Source organism: Candidatus Pantoea floridensis (assembly GCF_900215435.1).
Taxonomy (GTDB): domain Bacteria; phylum Pseudomonadota; class Gammaproteobacteria; order Enterobacterales; family Enterobacteriaceae; genus Pantoea; species Pantoea floridensis.
Genome location: NZ_OCMY01000001.1, coordinates 826,859 through 848,439, shown reverse-complemented (window position 1 = coordinate 848,439; position 21,581 = coordinate 826,859). Strand labels below are relative to the sequence as shown.

Below are 21,581 nucleotides of genomic sequence, written 5' to 3'. Positions count from 1 at the left end.
ATAAAAAAAATGCTATTGGTAAAAAAGAGTAGGCGATATTTTTAGCCAATTATTCCGGGGCAAACAATTAACCTTTTCCTAATCCCGATTTTATCGGGGCATTTTTCTTAACGCTAAAGCATCTAAAATTACGCCTAAAGCAACGGCGAGCAGCGCAACGGCCATTCCAATCTCAAACATCGGTGTGAGTAGTGCATCAAGCGGCAGCATGCCAGTGGCATTCAGGGCGAGCGAGAGCAGCCACACGGCCAGTAAACCGCAGCCAACGCTGAATAAACGAACCGTCCAGCGATAGCCCTGCGGCCATAAACTGCGCATCACAAACTCGCCACTTTGCTGGATATGGTGCAAGGTGCCGCGACACAGCCAAAGCAGCAGCAAGCCTGGAACGCCAGCAAAAACGGTAAAAGCGTAAAAGGTTGGCCAGCCCCACAATTCCACCAGCCAGCCGGCGGCGGGTCCGACGTAAACTCGCCCAACGGCCGAAAGGGCAGAAAGCAGCGCGAACTGCGTCGCCGAGAAAGACTTATTACATAGCGTCATTAATAGCGCAACAAAAGCCGCCGTACCCATGCCACCACACAAGTTCTCGATAAACACGGCACTCGCCATGCTCCACAGGTGCGGTGACGTCACGGCCAATAGCCAGTAAGCGAAATTGGAAACGGCTTGCAGCACGCCAAAGATCATCAGCGCCCGGAACAAACTCAAGCGCTGCATTAACACTCCGCCATACAGCGCGCCGATAATCGTCGCGAGTAGGCCGAGCGTTTTGTTAACCAGGCCAACGTCACCGGCAGTGAAGCCAACGCCGCGAATCAGGAAGGTAGTGGTAAGTGATGCAGCAAAGGCATCACCCAGCTTATACAGGATGATGAGGGTGATCAGCAGCCAGGCATTATTGCGCTGGAAGAAATCTTTCAGCGGGAAGGTCACGGCCTGACGTAATGTATGCGGTTCCCGCGCTGGCGTTGCTGGCTCTTTCGCTAGCAGTGTTGCGATGAGTCCCGGTACCATTAACAGCGCCATCAGCCAATAAGTGGCCTGCCAGCCGAGATAACGATCTGCTAGCCACAGCGCCAGTCCGCCCGAAATCAACATCGCCAAACGGTAACCCAGTACGGTTATGGCTGCGCCACTGCCGCGCTCTTCCGGCGGCAGCACGTCGGTTTTCCAGGCGTCAAACACGATATCCTGCGAAGCAGAGCAGAAGGCAACCAATACCGCTAATGCAGCCAGTAGCACTAAATCACGTGACGGCTGCATAAAACCCATGGCGATAATGCCGCCAATCAATGCCAGCTGCGTGACCAGCAGCCAGCCGCGACGCCGGCCGAGAAACGGCGGCGTATAGCGATCCATCATCGGCGACCACAAAAACTTAAATACATAAGCCTGACCGACAAGGGAGAAGAACCCGATGGTTTTCAGGTCAACATTCTCTACCGTCATCCACGCTTGCAATGTCCCGGCGGTTAACGCCAGCGGTAAGCCGGAGGCAAAACCCAGCAGCAGCAATACCGCCGCATTGCGTTGGGTGAAAATACGTAGATAGTGAGAAGTCATAACCAACCTGAAATGAAGCCCGGCTGAATGTCGCCGGGCAGATTACTGCGGAAATTAGCGGGCGTTCTGCTTAATAAAGTTATGCACGCTGGTGTCCTGCGCCATATCAGCGATCACATCACTCAGCGTTGAGTTAACGGCGTTGGTGATTTTCTCGTTAGTGGCCGTGAATGCCCCTTCTACGCTATAAGTCTGGCGATAGTTTTTCACCTGCTTGTTACCGTTCTTCGCGGTAGCAATAATTGAAATATCAGCCTTGGTGGTGATGCTATAACGCACGTTACCTTGGGTCACGTCTGCATATAAGCCGTTAACCACGATTTGCAGATCAACTGCGCCGCTTGGGCCGATCATGTAACCGCGCGACGTCATCTGCTTCTCCAGCACTTCCTGCAGCAGGAAACGCAGATCGCGCGATGGGGTCAGCGTGATCAGCTGACCATCACGGTTAACTTTCGCCAGCGCCTGATCGGAACGTTGATCGGCACCGTTAACGCTGATGGTAATACCCATCAGGCTGGGATCTTGCTGAGGAAGTTGGATCTTCGGTTGAATATCCAGTGTTGTGGTGTTGCTGGCACAGCCGGCCAAAATAAATGCAGCCAGCAGAGGGAATAACAGTTTTTTCAACATACTCATTCTCGTTAGCATATGGGTTGGTTTGCAAAACTGCGGCCATCATAGCATTGCGCAGCGGTGAAAAAAGCCCCGTGCGAATGGAAATTGATTGTAAAGGATTTTTTCAGGTTAACGGGAACGTCGTCCGGTTGACCTGGCAGATAAGCGGGTTACTATGCGCAGCGCGGGGGATTTATTTCCGGCTAACCTGCGGAAGCGGCAAAAAACCTACTAATATTTATACAGATGGGCACAGCGCTCGCCGGAAAGGAGTGTTAATCATGATTCGCGAACAAATAGAAGAAAAGCTGCGTAACGCTTTCGAGCCTGCACATCTTGAAGTGCATGATGAGAGCTATCGTCATAACGTGCCCGCCGGTTCTGAAAGTCACTTTAAAGTGGTGATTGTCAGCGATCGATTTACCGGTCAGCGCTTTTTGCAGCGTCATCGCGCCATTTATGGTGAACTGGCCGCTGAGCTAGCAGGCAGCGTGCACGCGCTGGCACTGCACACCTATACGCAAAAAGAGTGGGATGGATTACAGGATACCGTATTGGCTTCACCAAACTGTCGCGGTGCCGGGACGCTCGCCTGAAACCTTATCACCACGTCATCTAAAAACGGCCAGCAGGCCGTTTTCTTTTCCTTTATTCCCCTTAAACGCGATCCACGGCGCAAAAAAGCAGCAAAACCGCTAAAAAGTGGTGAGTTTGCAGCCTCGACTCATTCCAGCGATGCCGCTATAATGCGGCGTCTATTTTTCCGGAATGTCTTCGGGACGCTTCTGGTGACAGGGATTAGGTTCTGCCTGCAGAGGCCGTCCCGGTTGTTGGATACGGCGCATTTATGTGTGGTGTCTGAAGTTGACCGAGCACGTGATTTTTTGAGGTAACAAGATGACAGTTTCAGTAGAAACCACTCAGGGTCTGGGCCGTCGCATTTCGATTACTGTTGCAGCTGACAGCATCGAAAGCGCAGTGAAGAAAGAACTGGTGGAAGTGGCTAAGAAAGTCCGTATCGACGGTTTCCGTAAAGGCAAGGTGCCGGCACACATCATTTCTCAGCGCTACGGTGCTTCTGTTCGCCAGGACGTGCTGGGCGAGCTGATGACGCGCAACTTCGTTGACGCCATCATCAAAGAGAAAATCAATCCGGCTGGCGCACCAAACTATGTGCCGGGCGAATATAAAGAAGGCGAAGACTTCACCTACGCGGTTGAGTTCGAAGTGTATCCAGAAGTTGAGCTGAAAGGCCTGGACGCTATCGAAGTTGAGAAGCCAGTGGTAGAAGTGACCGACGCTGACGTTGATACCATGCTGGAAACCCTGCAGAAGCAGCAGGCGACCTGGAAAGAGAGCGATGCAGCAGCAACGGCTGAAGATCGCGCTACCATCGACTTCAGCGGTTCAGTTGACGGTGAAGAATTCGAAGGCGGTAAAGCCTCTGACTTCGTGCTGGCAATGGGCCAGGGCCGTATGATCCCAGGCTTCGAAGAGGGCGTTGTTGGCCATAAAGCCGGCGAAACCTTCACTATCGACGTGAAATTCCCAGACGATTACCACGCTGAAAACCTGAAAGGGAAAGACGCGAAGTTCGAAATCGTGCTGAAGAAAGTTGAAACCCGTGAGCTGCCAGAGCTGACAGAAGAGTTCATCAAGCGCTTTGGCGTGGAAGATGGTTCAATTGCCGGTCTGCGTGCTGAAGTGCGTAAGAACATGGATCGCGAGCTGAAAGGCGCTATCCGTAATCGCGTGAAGTCTCAAGCGATCGACGGTCTGGTTAACGCTAACGAAATCGATGTACCGGTAGCGCTGATCGACAGCGAAATCGACGTTCTGCGTCGTCAGGCGGCACAGCGTTTTGGTGGCAACGAGAAGCAAGCGCTGGAACTGCCACGTGAACTGTTCGAAGAGCAGGCTAAACGTCGCGTTGTTGTTGGACTGCTGTTGGGCGAAGTGATTCGCATCAACGAGCTGCAGGCTGACGAAGATCGCGTTAAAGCGCTGATTGAAGAAATGGCTTCTGCGTACGAAGATCCGCAGGAAGTGATTGAGTTCTACAGCAAGAATAGCGAGCTGATGAACAACATGCGCAACGTGGCTCTGGAAGAGCAAGCGGTTGAAGCGGTACTGGCGAAAGCGAAAGTCACCGATAAAGCCACTAACTTCCAGGAACTGATGAACCAAACCTCAGCGGCTTGATTCGTTCGTTAACCGTAAGTGCTAAGCCCGTGACTGAAAAGTCGCGGGCTTTTTCGTTTCTGGCGTTAAGTGCGCAGATTTGTCGTCTATTTGCTTAATTAATCGGCAAATTATCCGCTAAGCTCTTTTTCCGTGTTAGCGAATGGGCAAAAGGTTGTTATGCTTGAAACAACTGGGCAGCATCCCCAGATACAGGGAGAATGCATGAAAACAGTGAGACTGGCTGATTAACCGTCCTGTTATGTCGGAGTGAGAGGACCGCGCATAGTTTTCCCGGCGCGCCTCACGTAAAATCGGTACAGAATGTTGCCAATGAAATTTATCAGGAGACGGTAATGTCATACAGTGGCGATCGTGAATTTACTGCACCGCACATGGCGCTGGTGCCTATGGTGGTTGAACAAACCTCGCGCGGCGAGCGTTCCTACGACATCTACTCTCGCCTGCTCAAAGAGCGTGTGATCTTCCTGACCGGTCAGGTTGAGGATCATATGGCTAACCTGATCGTGGCGCAGATGCTGTTTCTGGAAGCTGAGAATCCTGAAAAAGACATTTATCTCTACATTAACTCGCCAGGCGGCGTGATTACTGCGGGAATGTCTATTTATGACACAATGAAATTTATCAAGCCTGATGTAAGTACCATTTGTATGGGCCAGGCTTGTTCAATGGGCGCGTTCCTGCTGACTGCAGGCACCAAAGGCAAACGCTTCTGCCTGCCTAATTCACGTGTGATGATTCATCAGCCGCTGGGCGGATATCAGGGTCAGGCGACGGATATCGAAATCCATGCGCGCGAAATTCTGAAAGTGAAACAGCGCATGAATGAGTTGATGGCTGAGCACACCGGCAAATCGCTGGAAGAGATTGAACGCGATACCGAGCGCGATCGTTTCCTCTCAGCGGGCGAAGCGGTAGAGTATGGCTTAGTCGATTCAATCCTGACGCATCGCCAATAAGACACATCTGTCTGTCCCTTACGCTATAGTTAACGGGGAACAGGCAGATGGGTTGAATGAATATCGGCCGTTGATGTGCGGCCAGAGCCGTACAACAAATTTGGTCTGAGAAACAAAAGAGGTTAGCTGATGACAGATAAGCGCAAAGACGGTTCAGGTAAGTTGCTGTACTGCTCTTTCTGCGGCAAAAGCCAGCATGAAGTCCGTAAGCTAATTGCCGGGCCGTCAGTGTACATTTGCGATGAGTGCGTTGATCTCTGCAACGACATCATTCGTGAAGAGATCAAAGAAGTTGCGCCGCACCGCGAGCGCAGCTCACTGCCGACGCCGCATGAAATCCGCCATCACCTTGATGATTATGTTATTGGTCAGGAAAGGGCGAAGAAAGTGCTCGCGGTAGCGGTATACAACCACTACAAACGCTTGCGCAATGGCGATACCAGCAATGGCATCGAACTGGGCAAAAGTAACATTTTGCTGATCGGTCCAACCGGTAGCGGTAAAACCCTGCTGGCAGAAACGCTGGCGCGCTTACTGGATGTGCCATTTACCATGGCCGATGCCACTACGCTGACCGAAGCGGGCTATGTGGGTGAAGATGTTGAAAACATCATCCAGAAGCTGCTGCAAAAATGTGACTACGACGTGCAGAAAGCACAGCGCGGCATTGTCTACATCGATGAGATCGACAAGATTTCTCGTAAGTCAGACAACCCGTCGATCACCCGTGACGTTTCGGGCGAAGGTGTACAGCAAGCGCTGTTAAAACTGATTGAAGGCACCGTGGCTGCGGTACCGCCGCAGGGCGGACGTAAACACCCGCAGCAGGAATTCTTGCAGGTTGATACCTCTAAGATTCTGTTCATCTGTGGTGGCGCATTTGCCGGTCTCGACAAAGTGATTTCTCAGCGCGTTGAGACAGGATCGGGTATCGGCTTCGGTGCAACGGTGAAAGGTAAATCGCAGAAAGCGAGCGAAGGTGAACTGCTGTCGCAGGTTGAACCTGAAGATCTGATTAAATTTGGCCTGATTCCTGAGTTCATTGGTCGTCTGCCGGTTGTGGCAACGCTGAGCGAACTGAGCGAAGAGGCGTTGATTCAGATCCTGCGTGAGCCTAAGAACGCGTTAACAAAACAGTATCAGGCGCTGTTCAATCTTGAAGGCGTTGAACTTGAGTTCCGTGACGAGGCATTAACGGCTATCGCCAAAAAAGCGATGTCGCGTAAAACAGGTGCTCGTGGTCTGCGCTCCATCGTGGAAGGCGCACTACTCGAAACCATGTATGACTTGCCTTCAATGGATGATATCGAAAAAGTAGTGATTGATGAGTCAGTTATTGAGGGTCAATCTGAGCCAATGTTGATTTATGGAAAGCACGAAGCCCAGGCTTCTGGTGAATAAATAAACAATCGCACTACGTTGATGTCTTAAAAAAGGGGAAAATCTTTCCCCTTTTGTTTTTCTCTCGCCAGTGACATTGAATGTCGTACAAGCATCCCCATATACTCAATATCCTGTGGGTTTAACTGCAAAACCTCAATTACGCGGTACCCATCACCTGGCGGACATTAAACTAAGAGAGAGCTCTATGAATCCTGAGCGTTCTGAACGCATTGAAATCCCCGTGTTGCCTTTGCGCGACGTGGTGGTTTATCCGCACATGGTAATTCCGTTGTTTGTTGGCCGGGAAAAATCGATTCGGTGCCTAGAAGCCGCGATGGATCATGATAAAAAAATCATGCTGGTTGCACAGAAAGAGGCTTCAACGGATGAACCTGGCATTAACGATCTCTTCTCAGTAGGGACCGTCGCTTCTGTATTGCAGATGCTGAAACTTCCAGACGGCACAGTAAAAGTGTTGGTTGAAGGTTTGCAGCGCGCGCACATCACCACGCTGGCGGATAATGGCGACCATTTCGTTGCTCAAGCCGAATACCTGATCTCACCTGAAATTGAAGAGCGTGAGCAGGAAGTGCTGGTGCGCACGGCCATTAACCAGTTTGAAGGCTATATCAAGCTCAACAAAAAGATCCCGCCTGAGGTATTAACTTCCCTCAACAGCATCGACGATGCGGCCCGTCTGGCCGACACCGTAGCCGCGCATATGCCGCTAAAACTGGCTGACAAACAGTCGGTGCTGGAGATGTCCGACGTCAATGAACGTCTGGAATATCTGATGGCGATGATGGAATCAGAAATCGATCTGCTGCAGGTTGAGAAGCGCATTCGCAACCGCGTCAAGAAGCAGATGGAGAAAAGCCAGCGCGAGTATTACCTGAATGAGCAAATGAAAGCCATTCAGAAAGAGCTGGGCGAAATGGATGACGCGCCTGACGAATACGAGGCGCTGAAACGTAAAATTGAAGCGGCAAAAATGCCGACTGAAGCGCGTGAAAAAGCGGAAGCTGAACTGCAGAAGCTGAAGATGATGTCGCCGATGTCTGCAGAAGCTACGGTAGTACGTGGTTACATCGACTGGATGGTACAGGTTCCATGGGTCGCGCGCAGCAAGGTGAAAAAAGACCTGCGTAAAGCGCAAGAGACACTGGATATCGACCATTATGGTTTAGAGCGCGTCAAAGACCGCATCCTTGAGTACCTTGCGGTGCAAAGTCGCGTTAGCAAAATCAAAGGGCCGATTCTGTGCCTCGTTGGACCGCCAGGCGTAGGTAAAACCTCGCTGGGCCAGTCAATTGCTAAGGCTACCGGACGCAAATATGTGCGTATGGCGCTGGGCGGTGTACGTGATGAAGCGGAAATCCGCGGACATCGTCGCACCTACATCGGTTCTATGCCGGGCAAACTGATCCAGAAAATGGCGAAAGTCGGCGTGAAAAACCCGCTGTTCCTGCTGGATGAGATCGACAAGATGTCGTCTGATATGCGTGGCGATCCAGCTTCAGCGCTGCTTGAGGTGCTGGATCCCGAGCAGAACATTGCGTTCAACGATCACTATCTGGAAGTCGATTACGATCTCTCTGACGTGATGTTTGTGGCGACCTCCAACTCCATGAACATTCCGGCACCGCTGCTTGACCGTATGGAAGTGATTCGTCTTTCCGGTTATACCGAAGATGAAAAGCTGAACATCGCTAAGCAACATTTGCTGCCGAAGCAAATTGAGCGTAATGCGCTGAAAGACAAAGAGATCACTGTCGATGATAGCGCCATTGTCGGTATTATTCGCTATTACACCCGTGAAGCGGGCGTGCGTAGTCTGGAGCGCGAACTCTCCAAGCTGTGCCGTAAAGCGGTAAAAACGCTGCTGATGGACAAATCGAAAAAACATATCGTGATCAACGGTGACAACCTCAAGGATTTCCTTGGCGTACAGCGCTTTGATTATGGTCGTGCTGAAAGCGAAAGCCGCGTGGGGCAGGTCACCGGGTTGGCATGGACAGAAGTGGGCGGCGATCTGCTGACCATCGAAACCGCATGCGTGCCAGGCAAAGGAAAACTTACCTATACCGGTTCGCTGGGCGAAGTGATGCAGGAATCGATTCAGGCCGCGCTGACAGTTGTGCGTGCGCGTGCGGAGAAACTCGGCATCAATGCTGATTTCTACGAAAAACGCGACATCCACGTGCATGTGCCTGAAGGTGCAACACCAAAGGATGGTCCGAGTGCAGGTATCGCCATGTGCACCGCGCTGGTCTCTTGCTTAACCGGTAATCCGGTGCGTTCTGATGTGGCGATGACAGGCGAAATTACATTGCGTGGTTTGGTCCTGCCGATCGGCGGCCTGAAAGAAAAACTGCTCGCAGCACACCGCGGTGGCATTAAAACGGTACTGATCCCGGACGAAAACAAGCGCGATTTGGAAGATATTCCACAGAACGTGATTGCCGATCTGGAGATTCACCCGGTGAAGCGTATTGAAGAAGTGCTGAACCTGGCACTCGAAAATGCGCCTTACGGCATGCAGGTTGCAACCGCAAAATAGTGATTAGCGGCATAAACCGCTAAAAAGCGAAGCTGGCAGGCAAAATGGTGCTTGCCAGCTTTTTTTTGTGCCGCTAACTTAGTGGGCTGCTGGATCAACGATTAAGATGAATACCGTTGTTTCGGCTCCACAGGCTTGATATAACTTGCTGCGCGTTCGCACCGGGCGGGAAGCACGGGTGCGATGTGAATAATAAAAGAGGGGATGAATAGAGTGAATAAGTCACAGTTGATCGACAAAATTGCTGCAGATGCTGACATTTCTAAAGCAGCAGCGGGACGTGTTTTAGATGCATTCATGGACTCCGTTACCGAAGCTCTGAAAGGCGGTGATGAAGTGGCACTGGTCGGTTTCGGTACTTTCTCTGTGCGTGAGCGTGCAGCTCGTACAGGCCGTAACCCACAAACCGGTAAAGAGCTGACCATTCCGGCTGGTAAAGTTCCGGGCTTCCGTGCGGGTAAAGCACTGAAAGATTCCGTCAATTAATGACCGCTGATACCTCCATTGAAGCATTTTCTTCTATGGATTGAGGACGCAAAAGCCGTTCTCATGTAACATACGGGCACATCATTTTTGATGTGCCTTTTTTATTCTTGATGCGCGGCGATAGCCTATGGTTGTTGTCTCCGCATGGTTGCCAACTGCCAGCCTAAACAGCAGTTGCACGATGATGACATCGTGTCAAAGCTTTACATTCACACTACAGCGGAGTGTTGTCATACCATGATGGACAATTTACGCGCGGCGTCGAATCATGTCGTGCTCAAGATTATTTTGGGATTGATCATCCTGTCTTTCGTACTCACCGGGGTGGGCAACTACCTGATTGGTGGCGGCAATGATTATGCTGCTAAAGTTAACGGTCACGAGATCAGTCGCGCAGAACTGGAGCAGGGCTATAACAATGAGCGCAATCGTCAGCAGCAGATGCTAGGCGATCAGTTCTCGCAGTTAGCCAGCAATGAAGGTTATATGCAGCAAATGCGTCAACAGGCGCTGTCGCAATTGATTGATCAGGCGTTGCTCGATCAGTACATCAAAGATCTGCACATTGGCATTAGCGATGAGCAGGTTAAGCAGGCGATTTTCAATCAAAAAGCTTTCCAGACCAACGGTAAGTTCGATAACGCTAAATATAGCGGTCTGATAACCAGCATGGGCTTTACGGCAGATCAATACGCCGAAGCACTGCGTAAGCAGCTGGCAACCCAGCAGCTGATCAACGCGATTGCTAATACCGATTTCATGCTGAAAGGCGAAACCGGCAAGCTGGTCGATCTGGTTTCACAGCAGCGTGAAATCCGTCAGGCGGTGATTGATGTCAACGCACTTGCGGCTAAGCAGAGTGCCAGTGATGAAGAGGTCAGCCAATATTATCAGCAGCATCAAAACAGCTTTATGGCACCGGAGCAGTTCCGCGTAAGCTATATCAAAATGGATGCCGCGAGCCTGCAGGAAAACGCCAGCGAAGCAGATATTCAGAGCTGGTACGATCAACATAAAGCCGATTACTCACAGCCACAGCGTAACCGCTACAGCGTGATTCAGACCAAAACGGAAGCCGATGCAAACGCGGTTGTTGAGGCGCTGAAGAAGGGTGAAGATTTCGCCGCACTGGCGAAAAGCAAATCCATCGACCCCATTTCAGCCCGCAAAGGCGGCGACATGGGTTGGCTGGAACCTAACACTACGCCAGATGAGCTGAAAAACGCCAATCTGACGCAGAAAGGCCAGCTTTCCGGCGCTATCAAATCTTCTGTTGGTTTCCTGGTGGTGCGTCTGGATGACATCCAGCCGGAGCAGGTCAAGCCGCTGGCTGAAGTACATGACGCCATTGCCGACAAAGTGAAACAAGAAAAAGCGGTTGATGCTTTCTACAAGATGCAGCAGAAGGTGAGCGAAGCGGCCAGCAACGATAACGAATCGCTGGCAGGTGCTGCGCAGGCTTCAGGTCTTAAAGTGGCGGAGACCGGCTGGATTACGCGTGATAATCTGCCAGCCGATCTGGATTTTGACCAGGTTAAGCAGGCCATCTTTAACGGTGGTTTAGTGGGCCAGAACGGTGCGCCAGGAAACAATTCCGACATCATCTCTGTAGATGGCGATCGCGCCTTCGTCTTGCGTATCAGCGAGCATAAGCCGGAAGCGGTGAAGCCGTTAGATCAGGTTAAAGCGCAGATTGTGGATACCCTGAAGCACGATAAAGCAACGCAACAGGCGAAAGCACAAGCAGACAAACTGCTGGCCGATCTGAAAGCCGGCAAAGCGGATGCACTGCAAGCTGCGGGCCTGACGCTGAGCGCCAGCAAATCGTTTGATCGTAACGCGCAAGATCCAGTGGCACAGTCGGCCTTTAATCTGCCACAACCGACGGATAATAAGCCGTCCTGGGGCGTGAGCGAAGATATGCAGGGCAACGTGGTGCTGGTTGCGTTGGATAAAGTCAGTGCGGGCAATATGCCGCAAGCGCAGATCGATGAGATGGTGAAAGGTGTGACGCAAAATAATGCGCAAATCGCCTTCGAAGCGCTGCTGGAAAACCTGCGTAAAGAGGCGAAGATTAAGTACGGCGCCGCTGCACAAAACCAGTAAGCCTCACAAAAAAAGTTAAATCACTGCAATATCGAAAGGCCGCTTATGCGGCCTTTTCCATTTCTGAAATTGCCCTTTTGAGCCCTGATTTCAGCTGTGACACCCTGCTGTGGCTGTCAAACACAAGGAGAAACACAGCATGGTGAAATCAACGTTTCAAGCCCTATGCATTACGCTGGCGCTGGGTGGCGCAGTTTATACCACCGGACTGGCGGCTGCCGAAAGTCCCAGCGAAACGCAGTCGACCCAGGTCTCAACGCCACAGGAAGGGCAGGTCAGCATCAATTCTGCCACCGCCGAACAACTCGCCGCAGGTATGAATGGTATTGGACTGAAAAAAGCTCAGGCGATTGTCAGTTATCGCGAGCAGTACGGTCCGTTTACTGCCATTGAGCAACTTAAGGAGGTTCCCGGTATTGGCAGCGCATTGATTGAGCGGAATAGCGATCGGCTTAAACTGTGAAGCGACTCGCGACTTTGAAGGAATGAAATAGCCTGAATTCAGGCTGTGCTATGCTCAACAGGTCTTACCAGTTGTCATTCTCAGCCTGAACAGGAGCTACAATGCAAACCACAATTAAAGTGCGCGGTTATCATCTGGATGTTTATCAGCACGTGAATAACGCGCGCTATCTGGAGTTTCTTGAAGAGGCGCGCTGGCAGTGGCTGGAGGATGTCGATGCGTTTCATTGGCTGATGGAGCAGCAGTTGGCGTTTGTGGTGGTCAATATTAATATCAATTACCGTCGTCCAGCGGTGCTGGGCGACGTACTCAATATTGAAAGTGAAGTGTCACAGCTGAGCGGTAAAAGCGGTGTCATTACACAGCGGGTGCTGCTGGCCAGTGATAACTCAGTTGTGGCCGATGCCGCACTGACTTTTGTTTGTATTGATTTGCGCACGCAAAAAGCGGTACCGATGGAAGGAGAATTACGTGAGCGTTTGGCTTCTCTGATGGCGGAAAGTGACTGACGCCAGTGGCGCCAGTGTAAGTCGCGGCCTAATCAGTTGAGGCCGCTTTTTTGTTTCATTGCTGCCATTACGGCTGACGCATTAGCCTGATAATCTGCCAGGCCTCGAGCCCGTAAGTGGCAAGCCGCGCATTCACCACAGCCATCGCCTTTCACGCCGTTATAACAAGTGAGGGTTTCTGCACGCACCAGCGGCAACTGTTGCCAGTAATCAGCCAGCGCCCAGGTTTCGGCTTTGTTCAGCCACATCAGTGGCGTTTCAAAGCGAATATTGCGCGCCATACCAAGGCTCACAGCGTTGTTGAGCGCTTTTACAAACTCATCCCGGCAATCCGGATAGCCAGAGAAATCCGTTTCACACACGCCGGTGATCACGGCCTCTGCTTCAACCTGATAGGCGTAAATTGCGGCCAGCGTCAGGAACAGAATATTGCGGCCCGGCACAAAGGTGCTCGGTAAACCGCTGGCATTAGGATCGTAAGTGGGCACGGGAATGTTGTCGCGCGTTAGGCTGCTGACGGCGAGTTCATTAAGCAGCGTAACATCCAGTACTTTGTGCGCGCGTGCGCCCAGCTGGTGTGACAGCGCTGCCGCAACCTCAATTTCTTCACGATGACGCTGACCGTAATCAAAAGTGACGCAATGCACTTCATCGTAGTGTTGCAGCGCCTGAATTAAACACGTGGTGGAGTCTTGTCCGCCACTAAAAACCACAACAGCTCGTTTCATTTGTTCTTCCCCAAAATTCAGTGTGCCTATGGTACTGGCTCAGGCAAGGGCTGAACAGTGTTGGCAGCCGTTGGCGGTGGGATCCATGCTCGGGTGAAATCAAACCAGCCCAAACTGTTAAGCTGGATACCTTCCACGCCCGGTGGCGCAAATACCTGATAGCGATAGTTAAACAGGGGGAGCAGATAGCCATCGCTCATCAGCTGCTGGAACAGCTGTTGGGTTAAAGCACTGCGCTGCATCGCACTATCCTGCTGAGCAATGGCGCTCAGGGCGGGTTGCAATACTTTTGCGCGCAGCGGCAGCCATAGCGGATCATTCTCCAGCCAGTTTACCAAAGTAAACAGCGGAGCATCGCCAATCAGTCGATCGCCCATCACCACATCGGCCTGACTAAGATCGCTATCATCGCGCCAGCTTTTTACATCATGAAAGACGCAGGTCAGGGCGCAGCCGTATTGCGCTAATAGCGGAACCAATGCCTGTGCCATCACATGCAGTTCAACCGGTAAATGGTAATGCAACGTTAGCGTTTGCGGCAGTGCTATCGCATCACTTGCTGCTAAGGGCACCGGCCAGCCAGGCAACAACTCATGACTGGGGGTAATCAACCCTTCAGCCAGCGGTAGCTGCTGAATCACGCCGCTGCGCTGAATTAGGGCAATCAATAATTGGGCCTGTTTGGTGCTGAAATGTGACGAGATACGCGGTGCCAGATAGCAAAATCCCAGGCTGATACTGCGGTCAACCGATCGCAGCTTATCCAGTTCATCCGGATCGCCAATGGCAATTTGTACCGGGTGGCTACAGCTGGTGCCGAGGTCACGATCAAACAGTTGTGGTGTGATCCAATATTCCATGCGCTGTATCAGCGGGCGCTGAAAGTGCCAGCGAGTATGGCTCTCCAGCCGCACCATTTCAGGAGTGAAATGAGTCAGTTTCCAGGGACCGCTGCCAATATCAGCAAAGTCAGGATGAGGTAACAAGCAAAACTGATGCGCAAGCCGCTGCGGTAGCCAGTAATCACTTTCATTTAACTGGATGCGAATGGCCAGAGGATGCGGGGCTTCAATCTTTTCAATGGCCGATAGCAGACGCAAGCCGCGCGGAGTTTGCCTGATCTGCATCAGTTGTTCGACCAACTGCGCGGCCTGCATGGGCTCATCGTTATGCCAGCTAAGCTGTGGACGCAGCCAGAAGTACCAGTCCCTGCCGCTGGCATCGTGCTGCCAATGATGGGCGATATCACCTTCAACATCATTACCGCGAAACCGCGTTAATCCCGAGAAAATTTGTCGCGCCAAATGCTGTTCAGCGCGTCCGGTTAGTTGCAGAGGGCGCAATGGCTCCATTGGACGGTAGTAGGGGATACGCAGCACCGGAGACTGATTCTGCCATTGCCCACCCATCAGTGGCCGCAGCATTTTCACCAGCCGTTCAGGATCGAGATCCAACACCTGCAATGCCTGCACCGCTTCGCCGGCGTCAAGCTGTTGAGTTAACAGTTGTTGACGCAGCTGCTCTGGCGATACTAAAAAAGTCAGTTCGCCCTGTTTGCCGCGCCCTGATTCTCCACGCCAGCGCAGCCACCCAATCTCTTGCCATTGTCGTAGTAGCGTGCGCACATGGCGCTCGCTGCAAAAACAGTGCTGCGCCATCGCGGCGACGCTAAGGCGTTGCGTCTCACCGTGACTGAGTTGCCAAAGACGTTGAAATTGATTAACTCGATGAAGTTCGCGCATCGCTAAACCCGGAACAGTTTTAATGAAGTATTCACTATTAGTTCCGTAATTACCAGGTGATAGTAAGCTCCTCACTCAGACAGGAGAATTCGCATGGCACGCCTCGCGGCATTTGATATGGACGGTACACTGCTTCTGCCCACGCATCGTTTAGGTAATGAAACGCTGGCAAGTTTGCATGCGTTGCATGAGCGCGGTGTAACCCTGGCTTTTGCCACCGGCCGACATCTCATGGATATGCAGCGTGTGCGCGATCAAATTACCTTGCCGGCATGGCTGATTACCGGCAATGGCACGCGTATTCACGATTTGGAAGGCAACCAGCTTTACGGCTGTGATTTAACCTCATCGGTGGCAGAAGAGGTGATTCATACCCATTGGCAAACCCCTGCTTCGATTCATATTTTCAACGACGAAGGCTGGTTTACCGATAAGCCGCTGCTCGGCGCGCTTGAGGCGCATGCTATGAGCGGTTTCCATTATCAGCTTCGTGATTTGCGCCAGATGTCAGCGCATGAGGTCACCAAGATCTGTTTTATTGCACCTCACGAGATGTTGCAGGCATTGCGCAGTGAATTGCAGGCAGCGCTGGGCGAGCGGGCGAATATTTGCTTTTCCGCGTGGGATTGTCTGGAAGTGTTACCGGTCGATTGCCATAAAGGCGCAGCGCTGGGGCGTTTGTGCCAGCATCTTTCGCTGTCGTTGGCGGACTGCATGGCGTTTGGCGACGCGATGAACGACCGTGAAATGCTGGAACGCGTCGGCCGCGGGTTCATTATGGGCAACGCGATGAATCAACTTAAAACGTCGTTGCCCCACCTGCCGATTATTGGCCATTGCGAGGCACAGGCGGTGTCTCACTACTTAAATCACTGGATGACCACACCACACCTCGATTATTCCCCCGAATGCTGAGGCTTACAGTGAACCGGACAGGACGTCCGGTTTTTTATTGCAGTTCACGGATCCAGGGCTCGATGTCACCGATATTCAGCTTCACCCAGTCTGCATTGTAATAGGTGTCGGGATAACGTTCCCCGCTGTCGCACAATAACGTCACCAGCGAGCCTTGCTCACCTGTTTCACGCATACGTTTTGCCACCTGCAGCATCCCCCAGAAATTAGTACCCGTTGAGGCGCCAGGACGACGTCCAAGGATCTGCTCTAGCTGCAGCATCGCGGCAACGGTTGCGCCGTCGGGCACTTTCATCATTTCGTCAATCACGTCGGGTAAAAAAGATGGTTCAACGCGCGGCCGACCAATGCCTTCAATTAAGCTCCCGCGATTGCTACGCAGCGCAGGATTGCGGCTGTGCCAGTAATCGAAAAACACGGAATGCTGTGGATCCACGACCAGCAGGCGCGTGTTGTGGCCCTGATAGCGGATGTAGCGGCCTAAGGTGGCTGATGTGCCGCCGGTGCCTGCGCTCATGATCACCGTATGCGGTACCGGGAACGGTTCGTGGGACATCTGACGAAAAATGCTTTCAGCGATGTTGTTATTACCGCGCCAGTCCGTAGCGCGCTCGGCATAGGTGAACTGATCCATAAAATGGCCATTGAGTTCACGCGCTAACCGCTCCGATTCGCTGTAAAGCTGGCAGGGATCGGCAACGAAATGGCACTCGCCACCATAGAAACGAATCATCTCGATCTTGCGTTTGGCGGTGCTGGCGGGCATCACTGCGATAAACGGCAGGCCAAGCAAACGTGCGAAGTAGGCTTCTGATACCGCAGTACTGCCCGATGACGCTTCGATGATCGGCGTATTTTCACGGATACGACCATTAACCAAACTATAGAGAAATAGCGAGCGCGCCAGTCGATGTTTCAGGCTGCCGGTGGGATGCGTGCTTTCATCCTTCAGATAGAAGTGAATGCCGGGAAAATCATCCAGCGCGAAGCGGATCAGATGCGTATCCGCCGAGCGCTGAAAATCGGCGTTAATTTCATTGATGGCGTGGCGAACCCAGGGCGTTTGCATGTTGCTTTTCCGTGATCATTATTGCGCACAGTGTAAGGCACTGGCAGGAAAAAGAGGTTGCCTTAATCCGGTTATAATGGTGCGATTAGAGAAAATTTTTCTCCGGGAGTGGCCGATGTTAGATAAAACTGACCGCACTCTGCTGTCAATGCTGCAACAGGATTGCACATTGTCGCTGCAGACATTAGCCGATGCGGTAAATCTCACCACAACACCCTGCTGGAAACGCCTGAAAAAACTGGAAGATGATGGCATTATTCGTGCGCGCGTGGCGTTGATCGATGGCGAAAAGATTGGTCTATCTCTTACTGCCTTTATGTTTGTTAAAACCCAGCAGCACAGCAGCGAATGGTTCAGGCAATTCGTCAGCGTGGTGCAGCAAATGCCGGAAGTGATGGCGTTTTACCGCATGGCTGGCGAGTACGATTATCTGTTGCGCATTCAGGTCGCGGATATGAAGAGTTACGACGGTTTTTACAAACGTCTGGTGAATGGCGTGCCGGGCCTGATGGATGTGACCTCCAGTTTTGCCATGGAAGAAATCAAATACACCACCGCCTTGCCGGTAGCGCCCTAACGGGCACATAAAGAGACAGTCTTGTGCGATTATTCAGTCAGTTAAGTTGGTATTTCTTGCGCGAGTGGCGGCGGTATTTAGGTGCCGTCAGCTTGCTGATTGTGATTGCGCTTCTGCAATTGCTGCCACCGCATGTGGTGGGCGTGATTGTCGATGGCGTGACACAGCATACTCTGGACGCAGGGCAGATCTTCATGTGGATCGGCATCATGCTGGTGACGGCTGTTGTGGTCTATTTGCTGCGTTACGTCTGGCGCGTGCTGCTATTCGGGGCCTCCTATCAGCTGGCGGTGGAACTGCGTGAGGATTTCTATCGTCAACTCAGTCGTCAGCATCCGGCATTTTATCTGCGCCACCGCACTGGCGATCTTATCGCGCGTGCCACCAATGATGTTGATCGCGTTGTTTTTGCTGCGGGTGAAGGCGTGCTGACGCTGGTGGATTCTTTGGTGATGGGGCTGGTGGTGCTGGCGGTGATGAGCACGCAAATCAGCTGGCAGCTTACGCTGCTGGCACTGGTACCGATGCCGATTATGGCGTTCGTCATTCAGAAAGATGGCGCCCGTTTGCATCAGCGCTTCAAAGTCGCCCAGGCGGCGTTTTCCAGCCTCAACGATCAAACTCAGGAAAGCCTGACCAGTATTCGCATGATCAAAGCCTTTGGCCTGGAAGATCATCAGTCGCAACAGTTTTCAGACATTGCCGCGGATACCGGCAAGAAAAACCTGCATGTGGCGCGCGTCGATGCGCGTTTCGATCCCACCATCTATATTGCGGTCGGGATATCCAATCTGCTGGCGATCGCCGGCGGCGGCTGGATGGTGTGGAACGGCAGTTTAACGCTCGGTCAGCTCACCAGCTTCGTGATGTATCTCGGTCTGATGATTTGGCCAATGCTGGCGCTGGCCTGGATGATCAATATTGTTGAGCGCGGTAGCGCGGCATGGAGTCGCATTCGCTCGCTGCTGGCAGAAGTGCCTGCGGTTGAGGATGGACAGAGAGTGTTGCCCGCCGACCCCGGCGATCTGCACGTCGCGATCCGCGAATTTCGCTATCCAGCCAGTTCCGGCGCCGTTCTCAGCCATATTAACTTCCAGCTAAAACCGGGCCAGATGCTCGGTTTATGTGGCCCAACCGGGTGCGGCAAGAGTACGTTGCTGAGCCTGATTCAGCGTCATTTCGATATCGACCAGGGAGATATTCGCTATCACAATACCCCGCTGCAGCAGCTACGGCTTGATAGCTGGCGCAGTCGTTTGGCGGTGGTGAGTCAAACGCCATTTCTGTTCTCCGACACCATTGCCAATAATCTGGCGCTCGGTCGCCCAAATGCCACGCAGCAAGAGCTGGAACAAGTGGCGAAAATGGCCTGCGTGCATGACGATATTCTACGCCTGCCCCAAGGTTATGAAACCGAAGTGGGCGAGCGCGGCGTGATGCTGTCTGGTGGACAGAAGCAGCGCATCTCAATTGCGCGTGCACTGTTGCTGAATGCCGAAATCCTGATTCTTGATGATGCGCTGTCGGCGGTTGATGGTCGCACGGAACATGACATCCTGCATAACCTGCGTCAGTGGGGAAAAGGCCGCACGTTAATTATCAGTGCGCACCGTTTGTCGGCGCTGACCGAGGCCAGTGAAATTCTGGTGCTGCAGCATGGCGCGGTGGCGCAGCGTGGCGATCATGACACCTTAACAGCCAAAGAGGGCTGGTATCGCGATATGTACCGCTATCAGCAGCTAGAAGCCGCATTAGATGAGGATGAAGTGGCAGAAGGAGCACGCCGTGGCTAAATCACAACGTTTATGGCCAACGCTGAAACGATTACTGGCGTACGGCAAACCGTGGCGTAAATCGCTGTGGCTGGCAGTAGGAATGCTGTGGATTGCAGCTGCTGCGGAAGTTACGGGGCCCGTGCTGGTCAGCTACTTTATCGATAATCTGGTGGCGAAACATCAGATGCCGTGGGGGATTGCGGCTGGGCTGCTGGTGAGCTTCGTTCTGCTGCAATTGCTGGCGGCCGGTTTGCACTATTTTCAGGCGCTGCTGTTTAACCGTGCGGCCATTGGCGTAGTGCAGCAACTGCGCGTTGATGTGATGAACGCGGCGCTGCGTCAACCGCTCAGCGCTTTTGATACGCAGCCGGTTGGACAAATAATCTCGCGCGTCACTAATGACACCGAAGTGATCAAAGATCTTTACGTCACCGTGGTCGCCACCGTATTGCGTGCTGCTGCGCTGATTGGTGCGATGCTGGTGGCGATGTTCTCGCTTGATTGGCGTATGGCGCTGGTGGCACTGGTGATTTTCCCGCTGGTGCTGACGGTGATGATGATTTATCAACGCTTCAGTACGCCAATTGCCCGACGCGTGCGCAGCTATCTGGCCGACATCAATAACGGTTTCAATGAAGTGATCAACGGCATGAGCGTGATCCAACAGTTTCGCCAGCAGGCACGGTTTGGTGAGCGCATGGGCGAAGCGAGTCGTTCGCACTATCTGGCGCGGATGGAAACGCTGCGGCTGGACGGTTTTCTGTTGCGTCCGTTGCTGAGCTTGTTCTCCGCCATGATTCTGTGCGGTTTGTTGATGCTGTTTAGCTTCGCCACGCCGGGCGTGTTTGAGGTTGGCGTGCTTTATGCGTTCATCACGTATCTTGGCCGACTCAATGAACCCTTGATTGAATTAACCACGCAGCAGTCGATGCTGCAACAGGCGGTGGTATCAGGCGAACGCATTTTTGAACTGATGGATGCCGTGCAGCAAGGCTACGGCGCAGATGATCGGCCGCTGGCGTCAGGAGAGATTTCCCTGCGCGATGTGAGCTTTGCTTATCGTGATAACCGCGACGTACTGAGCAATATTAATCTTGACGTGCCGGCGCGCAATTTTGTGGCGCTGGTTGGGCATACCGGCAGCGGGAAAAGTACCTTAGCCAACCTGTTAATGGGCTATTATCCGGTAACACGCGGCACTATCGAACTGGATGGTCGTCCGCTGCCGCAGCTATCACACGCAGCCCTGCGCCAAAGCATCGCCATGGTGCAGCAGGATCCGGTGGTGCTGGCAGATTCGTTGCTGGCCAACGTCCGCTTAGGGCGCGACATCCCAGAAGAGCAAGTGTGGCAAGCGCTGGAAACCGTGCAGCTGGCACCGCTGGCGCGCAGCATGTCTGATGGGATTTACACGCGCCTTGGCGAGCAGGGCAATAACCTCTCGGTTGGACAGAAACAGCTGCTGGCACTGGCGCGCGTGCTGGTGTCATTGCCGCAGATTCTGATCCTTGATGAAGCCACTGCCAATATCGATTCCGGGACTGAGCAAGCGATTCAACACGCATTACGCGCTCTGCGGCAGCACAGTACGTTGGTGGTGATTGCACACCGGCTTTCCACCATCACGGAAGCCGACCAGATTTTAGTGCTGCACCGTGGACAGGTGGTTGAGCGCGGTACGCATACTGAATTGCTGGCTCAGCAGGGACGTTATTGGCAAATGTATCAGCTGCAGCAGGCTGGCGATGAACTCGCAGCGGGCATTCCCGTACATGCTGAAGGGTGACTTGCACCTTTTTTGCACAGTTTTATCGGAATGTTCTGTATTGATGCACTGCTTTGAGGCTGCAGGCACCAGAACAGTGCAACTTTGCAACACCTTACTCTTTCCCTCTGCCAAAGTTGCGTCGCGCTTCACATAAC

At 52.6% G+C, this 21,581-nt stretch carries 18 protein-coding genes; 13 read left to right on the top strand and 5 right to left on the bottom strand.

The features are described 5' to 3' along the window. Window positions 1–90: 90 nt before the first annotated feature. Window positions 91–1,566 carry a muropeptide MFS transporter AmpG gene (gene ampG / locus CRO19_RS04090; RefSeq protein WP_097094716.1) on the bottom strand — a complete coding sequence of 492 codons (1,476 nt, stop codon included), beginning with the start codon at window positions 1,564–1,566 and terminating at the stop codon, window positions 91–93. 54 nt (window positions 1,567–1,620) lie between these two features. Continuing rightward, window positions 1,621–2,199, bottom strand: coding sequence for a lipoprotein (locus tag CRO19_RS04085; RefSeq protein WP_097094715.1), 579 nt, complete (start codon window positions 2,197–2,199; stop codon window positions 1,621–1,623). 263 nt (window positions 2,200–2,462) lie between these two features. On the opposite strand from CRO19_RS04085, the gene bolA reads away from it, so the two are divergent. The 9 genes from bolA to CRO19_RS04040 all read left to right on the top strand — a co-directional run bounded on the left by bolA (window position 2,463) and on the right by CRO19_RS04040 (window position 12,852). Continuing rightward, entirely contained in the window at window positions 2,463–2,780 is a 318-nt protein-coding gene (gene bolA / locus CRO19_RS04080; RefSeq protein ID WP_176519194.1) for a transcriptional regulator BolA, read from the top strand. Window positions 2,781–3,081: 301 nt separating this feature from the next. Continuing rightward, window positions 3,082–4,386 (top strand): trigger factor, encoded by a 1,305-nt coding sequence (gene tig / locus CRO19_RS04075; protein WP_097094714.1) that lies wholly within the window; start codon window positions 3,082–3,084, stop codon window positions 4,384–4,386. A gap of 335 nt (window positions 4,387–4,721) precedes the next feature. Next, entirely contained in the window at window positions 4,722–5,345 is a 624-nt protein-coding gene (clpP, locus tag CRO19_RS04070; protein WP_007886971.1) for an ATP-dependent Clp endopeptidase proteolytic subunit ClpP, read from the top strand. 129 nt (window positions 5,346–5,474) lie between these two features. Further along, window positions 5,475–6,746, top strand: coding sequence for an ATP-dependent protease ATP-binding subunit ClpX (gene clpX / locus CRO19_RS04065; protein ID WP_097094713.1), 1,272 nt, complete (start codon window positions 5,475–5,477; stop codon window positions 6,744–6,746). 187 nt (window positions 6,747–6,933) lie between these two features. Next, entirely contained in the window at window positions 6,934–9,288 is a 2,355-nt protein-coding gene (lon, locus tag CRO19_RS04060) for an endopeptidase La (protein ID WP_097094712.1), read from the top strand. A gap of 213 nt (window positions 9,289–9,501) precedes the next feature. Further along, complete coding sequence (hupB, locus tag CRO19_RS04055) at window positions 9,502–9,774, top strand: nucleoid-associated protein HU-beta (RefSeq protein ID WP_036648244.1); 273 nt, start codon at window positions 9,502–9,504, stop codon at window positions 9,772–9,774. Window positions 9,775–10,011: 237 nt separating this feature from the next. Continuing rightward, the gene (gene ppiD / locus CRO19_RS04050; RefSeq protein ID WP_097094711.1) at window positions 10,012–11,880 is read left to right on the top strand and encodes a peptidylprolyl isomerase; all 1,869 of its coding nucleotides are present in this window, start codon (window positions 10,012–10,014) and stop codon (window positions 11,878–11,880) included. 139 nt (window positions 11,881–12,019) lie between these two features. Further along, the gene (locus CRO19_RS04045) at window positions 12,020–12,343 is read left to right on the top strand and encodes a ComEA family DNA-binding protein (protein ID WP_097094710.1); all 324 of its coding nucleotides are present in this window, start codon (window positions 12,020–12,022) and stop codon (window positions 12,341–12,343) included. A 101-nt stretch (window positions 12,344–12,444) separates the two neighbouring features. Beyond that, window positions 12,445–12,852, top strand: coding sequence for an acyl-CoA thioesterase (locus CRO19_RS04040; protein WP_097094709.1), 408 nt, complete (start codon window positions 12,445–12,447; stop codon window positions 12,850–12,852). A 32-nt stretch (window positions 12,853–12,884) separates the two neighbouring features. Here the strand turns inward: CRO19_RS04040 and queC are convergent, their stop codons facing one another. After that, entirely contained in the window at window positions 12,885–13,580 is a 696-nt protein-coding gene (queC, locus tag CRO19_RS04035; RefSeq protein ID WP_097094708.1) for a 7-cyano-7-deazaguanine synthase QueC, read from the bottom strand. A 26-nt stretch (window positions 13,581–13,606) separates the two neighbouring features. Continuing rightward, complete coding sequence (locus CRO19_RS04030; RefSeq protein WP_097094707.1) at window positions 13,607–15,322, bottom strand: SgrR family transcriptional regulator; 1,716 nt, start codon at window positions 15,320–15,322, stop codon at window positions 13,607–13,609. A gap of 93 nt (window positions 15,323–15,415) precedes the next feature. Here CRO19_RS04030 and cof point away from each other — a divergent pair, with 93 nt between their 5' ends. Next, window positions 15,416–16,237 carry an HMP-PP phosphatase gene (gene cof, locus CRO19_RS04025; protein WP_097094706.1) on the top strand — a complete coding sequence of 274 codons (822 nt, stop codon included), beginning with the start codon at window positions 15,416–15,418 and terminating at the stop codon, window positions 16,235–16,237. 34 nt (window positions 16,238–16,271) lie between these two features. On the opposite strand, the gene CRO19_RS04020 is transcribed toward cof, so the two are convergent. Then, entirely contained in the window at window positions 16,272–17,306 is a 1,035-nt protein-coding gene (locus CRO19_RS04020) for a PLP-dependent cysteine synthase family protein (RefSeq protein ID WP_097094705.1), read from the bottom strand. Between the two features lie 115 nt (window positions 17,307–17,421). Here CRO19_RS04020 and CRO19_RS04015 point away from each other — a divergent pair, with 115 nt between their 5' ends. From CRO19_RS04015 to CRO19_RS04005, 3 genes are read left to right on the top strand one after another with little or no spacing between them, the layout of a single operon-like run. Beyond that, window positions 17,422–17,883, top strand: a complete 462-nt coding sequence (locus CRO19_RS04015; protein ID WP_097094704.1) for an Lrp/AsnC family transcriptional regulator — start codon at window positions 17,422–17,424, stop codon at window positions 17,881–17,883. A gap of 23 nt (window positions 17,884–17,906) precedes the next feature. After that, window positions 17,907–19,676: a SmdA family multidrug ABC transporter permease/ATP-binding protein gene (locus CRO19_RS04010; protein ID WP_097094703.1), complete on the top strand. Its 1,770-nt coding sequence runs from the start codon at window positions 17,907–17,909 to the stop codon at window positions 19,674–19,676. Next, complete coding sequence (locus CRO19_RS04005; protein WP_097094702.1) at window positions 19,669–21,444, top strand: SmdB family multidrug efflux ABC transporter permease/ATP-binding protein; 1,776 nt, start codon at window positions 19,669–19,671, stop codon at window positions 21,442–21,444. The genes CRO19_RS04010 and CRO19_RS04005 overlap by 8 nt, the downstream gene beginning before the upstream one ends. The last annotated feature ends 137 nt before the right edge of the window (window positions 21,445–21,581 follow it).

Excerpts from the sequence above, each read along its gene's own strand:
- cof (WP_097094706.1), top strand. The coding sequence starts at position 15,416 with ATGGCACGCCTCGCGGCATTTGATATGGACGGTACACTGCTTCTGCCC.
- CRO19_RS04045 (WP_097094710.1), top strand. The coding sequence starts at position 12,020 with ATGGTGAAATCAACGTTTCAAGCCCTATGCATTACGCTGGCGCTGGGT.
- ppiD (WP_097094711.1), top strand. The coding sequence starts at position 10,012 with ATGATGGACAATTTACGCGCGGCGTCGAATCATGTCGTGCTCAAGATT.
- CRO19_RS04085 (WP_097094715.1), bottom strand. The coding sequence starts at position 2,199 with ATGTTGAAAAAACTGTTATTCCCTCTGCTGGCTGCATTTATTTTGGCC.
- CRO19_RS04030 (WP_097094707.1), bottom strand. The coding sequence starts at position 15,322 with ATGCGCGAACTTCATCGAGTTAATCAATTTCAACGTCTTTGGCAACTC.
- CRO19_RS04040 (WP_097094709.1), top strand. The coding sequence starts at position 12,445 with ATGCAAACCACAATTAAAGTGCGCGGTTATCATCTGGATGTTTATCAG.
- clpP (WP_007886971.1), top strand. The coding sequence starts at position 4,722 with ATGTCATACAGTGGCGATCGTGAATTTACTGCACCGCACATGGCGCTG.
- tig (WP_097094714.1), top strand. The coding sequence starts at position 3,082 with ATGACAGTTTCAGTAGAAACCACTCAGGGTCTGGGCCGTCGCATTTCG.
- queC (WP_097094708.1), bottom strand. The coding sequence starts at position 13,580 with ATGAAACGAGCTGTTGTGGTTTTTAGTGGCGGACAAGACTCCACCACG.
- clpX (WP_097094713.1), top strand. The coding sequence starts at position 5,475 with ATGACAGATAAGCGCAAAGACGGTTCAGGTAAGTTGCTGTACTGCTCT.
- CRO19_RS04015 (WP_097094704.1), top strand. The coding sequence starts at position 17,422 with ATGTTAGATAAAACTGACCGCACTCTGCTGTCAATGCTGCAACAGGAT.
- lon (WP_097094712.1), top strand. The coding sequence starts at position 6,934 with ATGAATCCTGAGCGTTCTGAACGCATTGAAATCCCCGTGTTGCCTTTG.
- ampG (WP_097094716.1), bottom strand. The coding sequence starts at position 1,566 with ATGACTTCTCACTATCTACGTATTTTCACCCAACGCAATGCGGCGGTA.
- CRO19_RS04020 (WP_097094705.1), bottom strand. The coding sequence starts at position 17,306 with ATGCAAACGCCCTGGGTTCGCCACGCCATCAATGAAATTAACGCCGAT.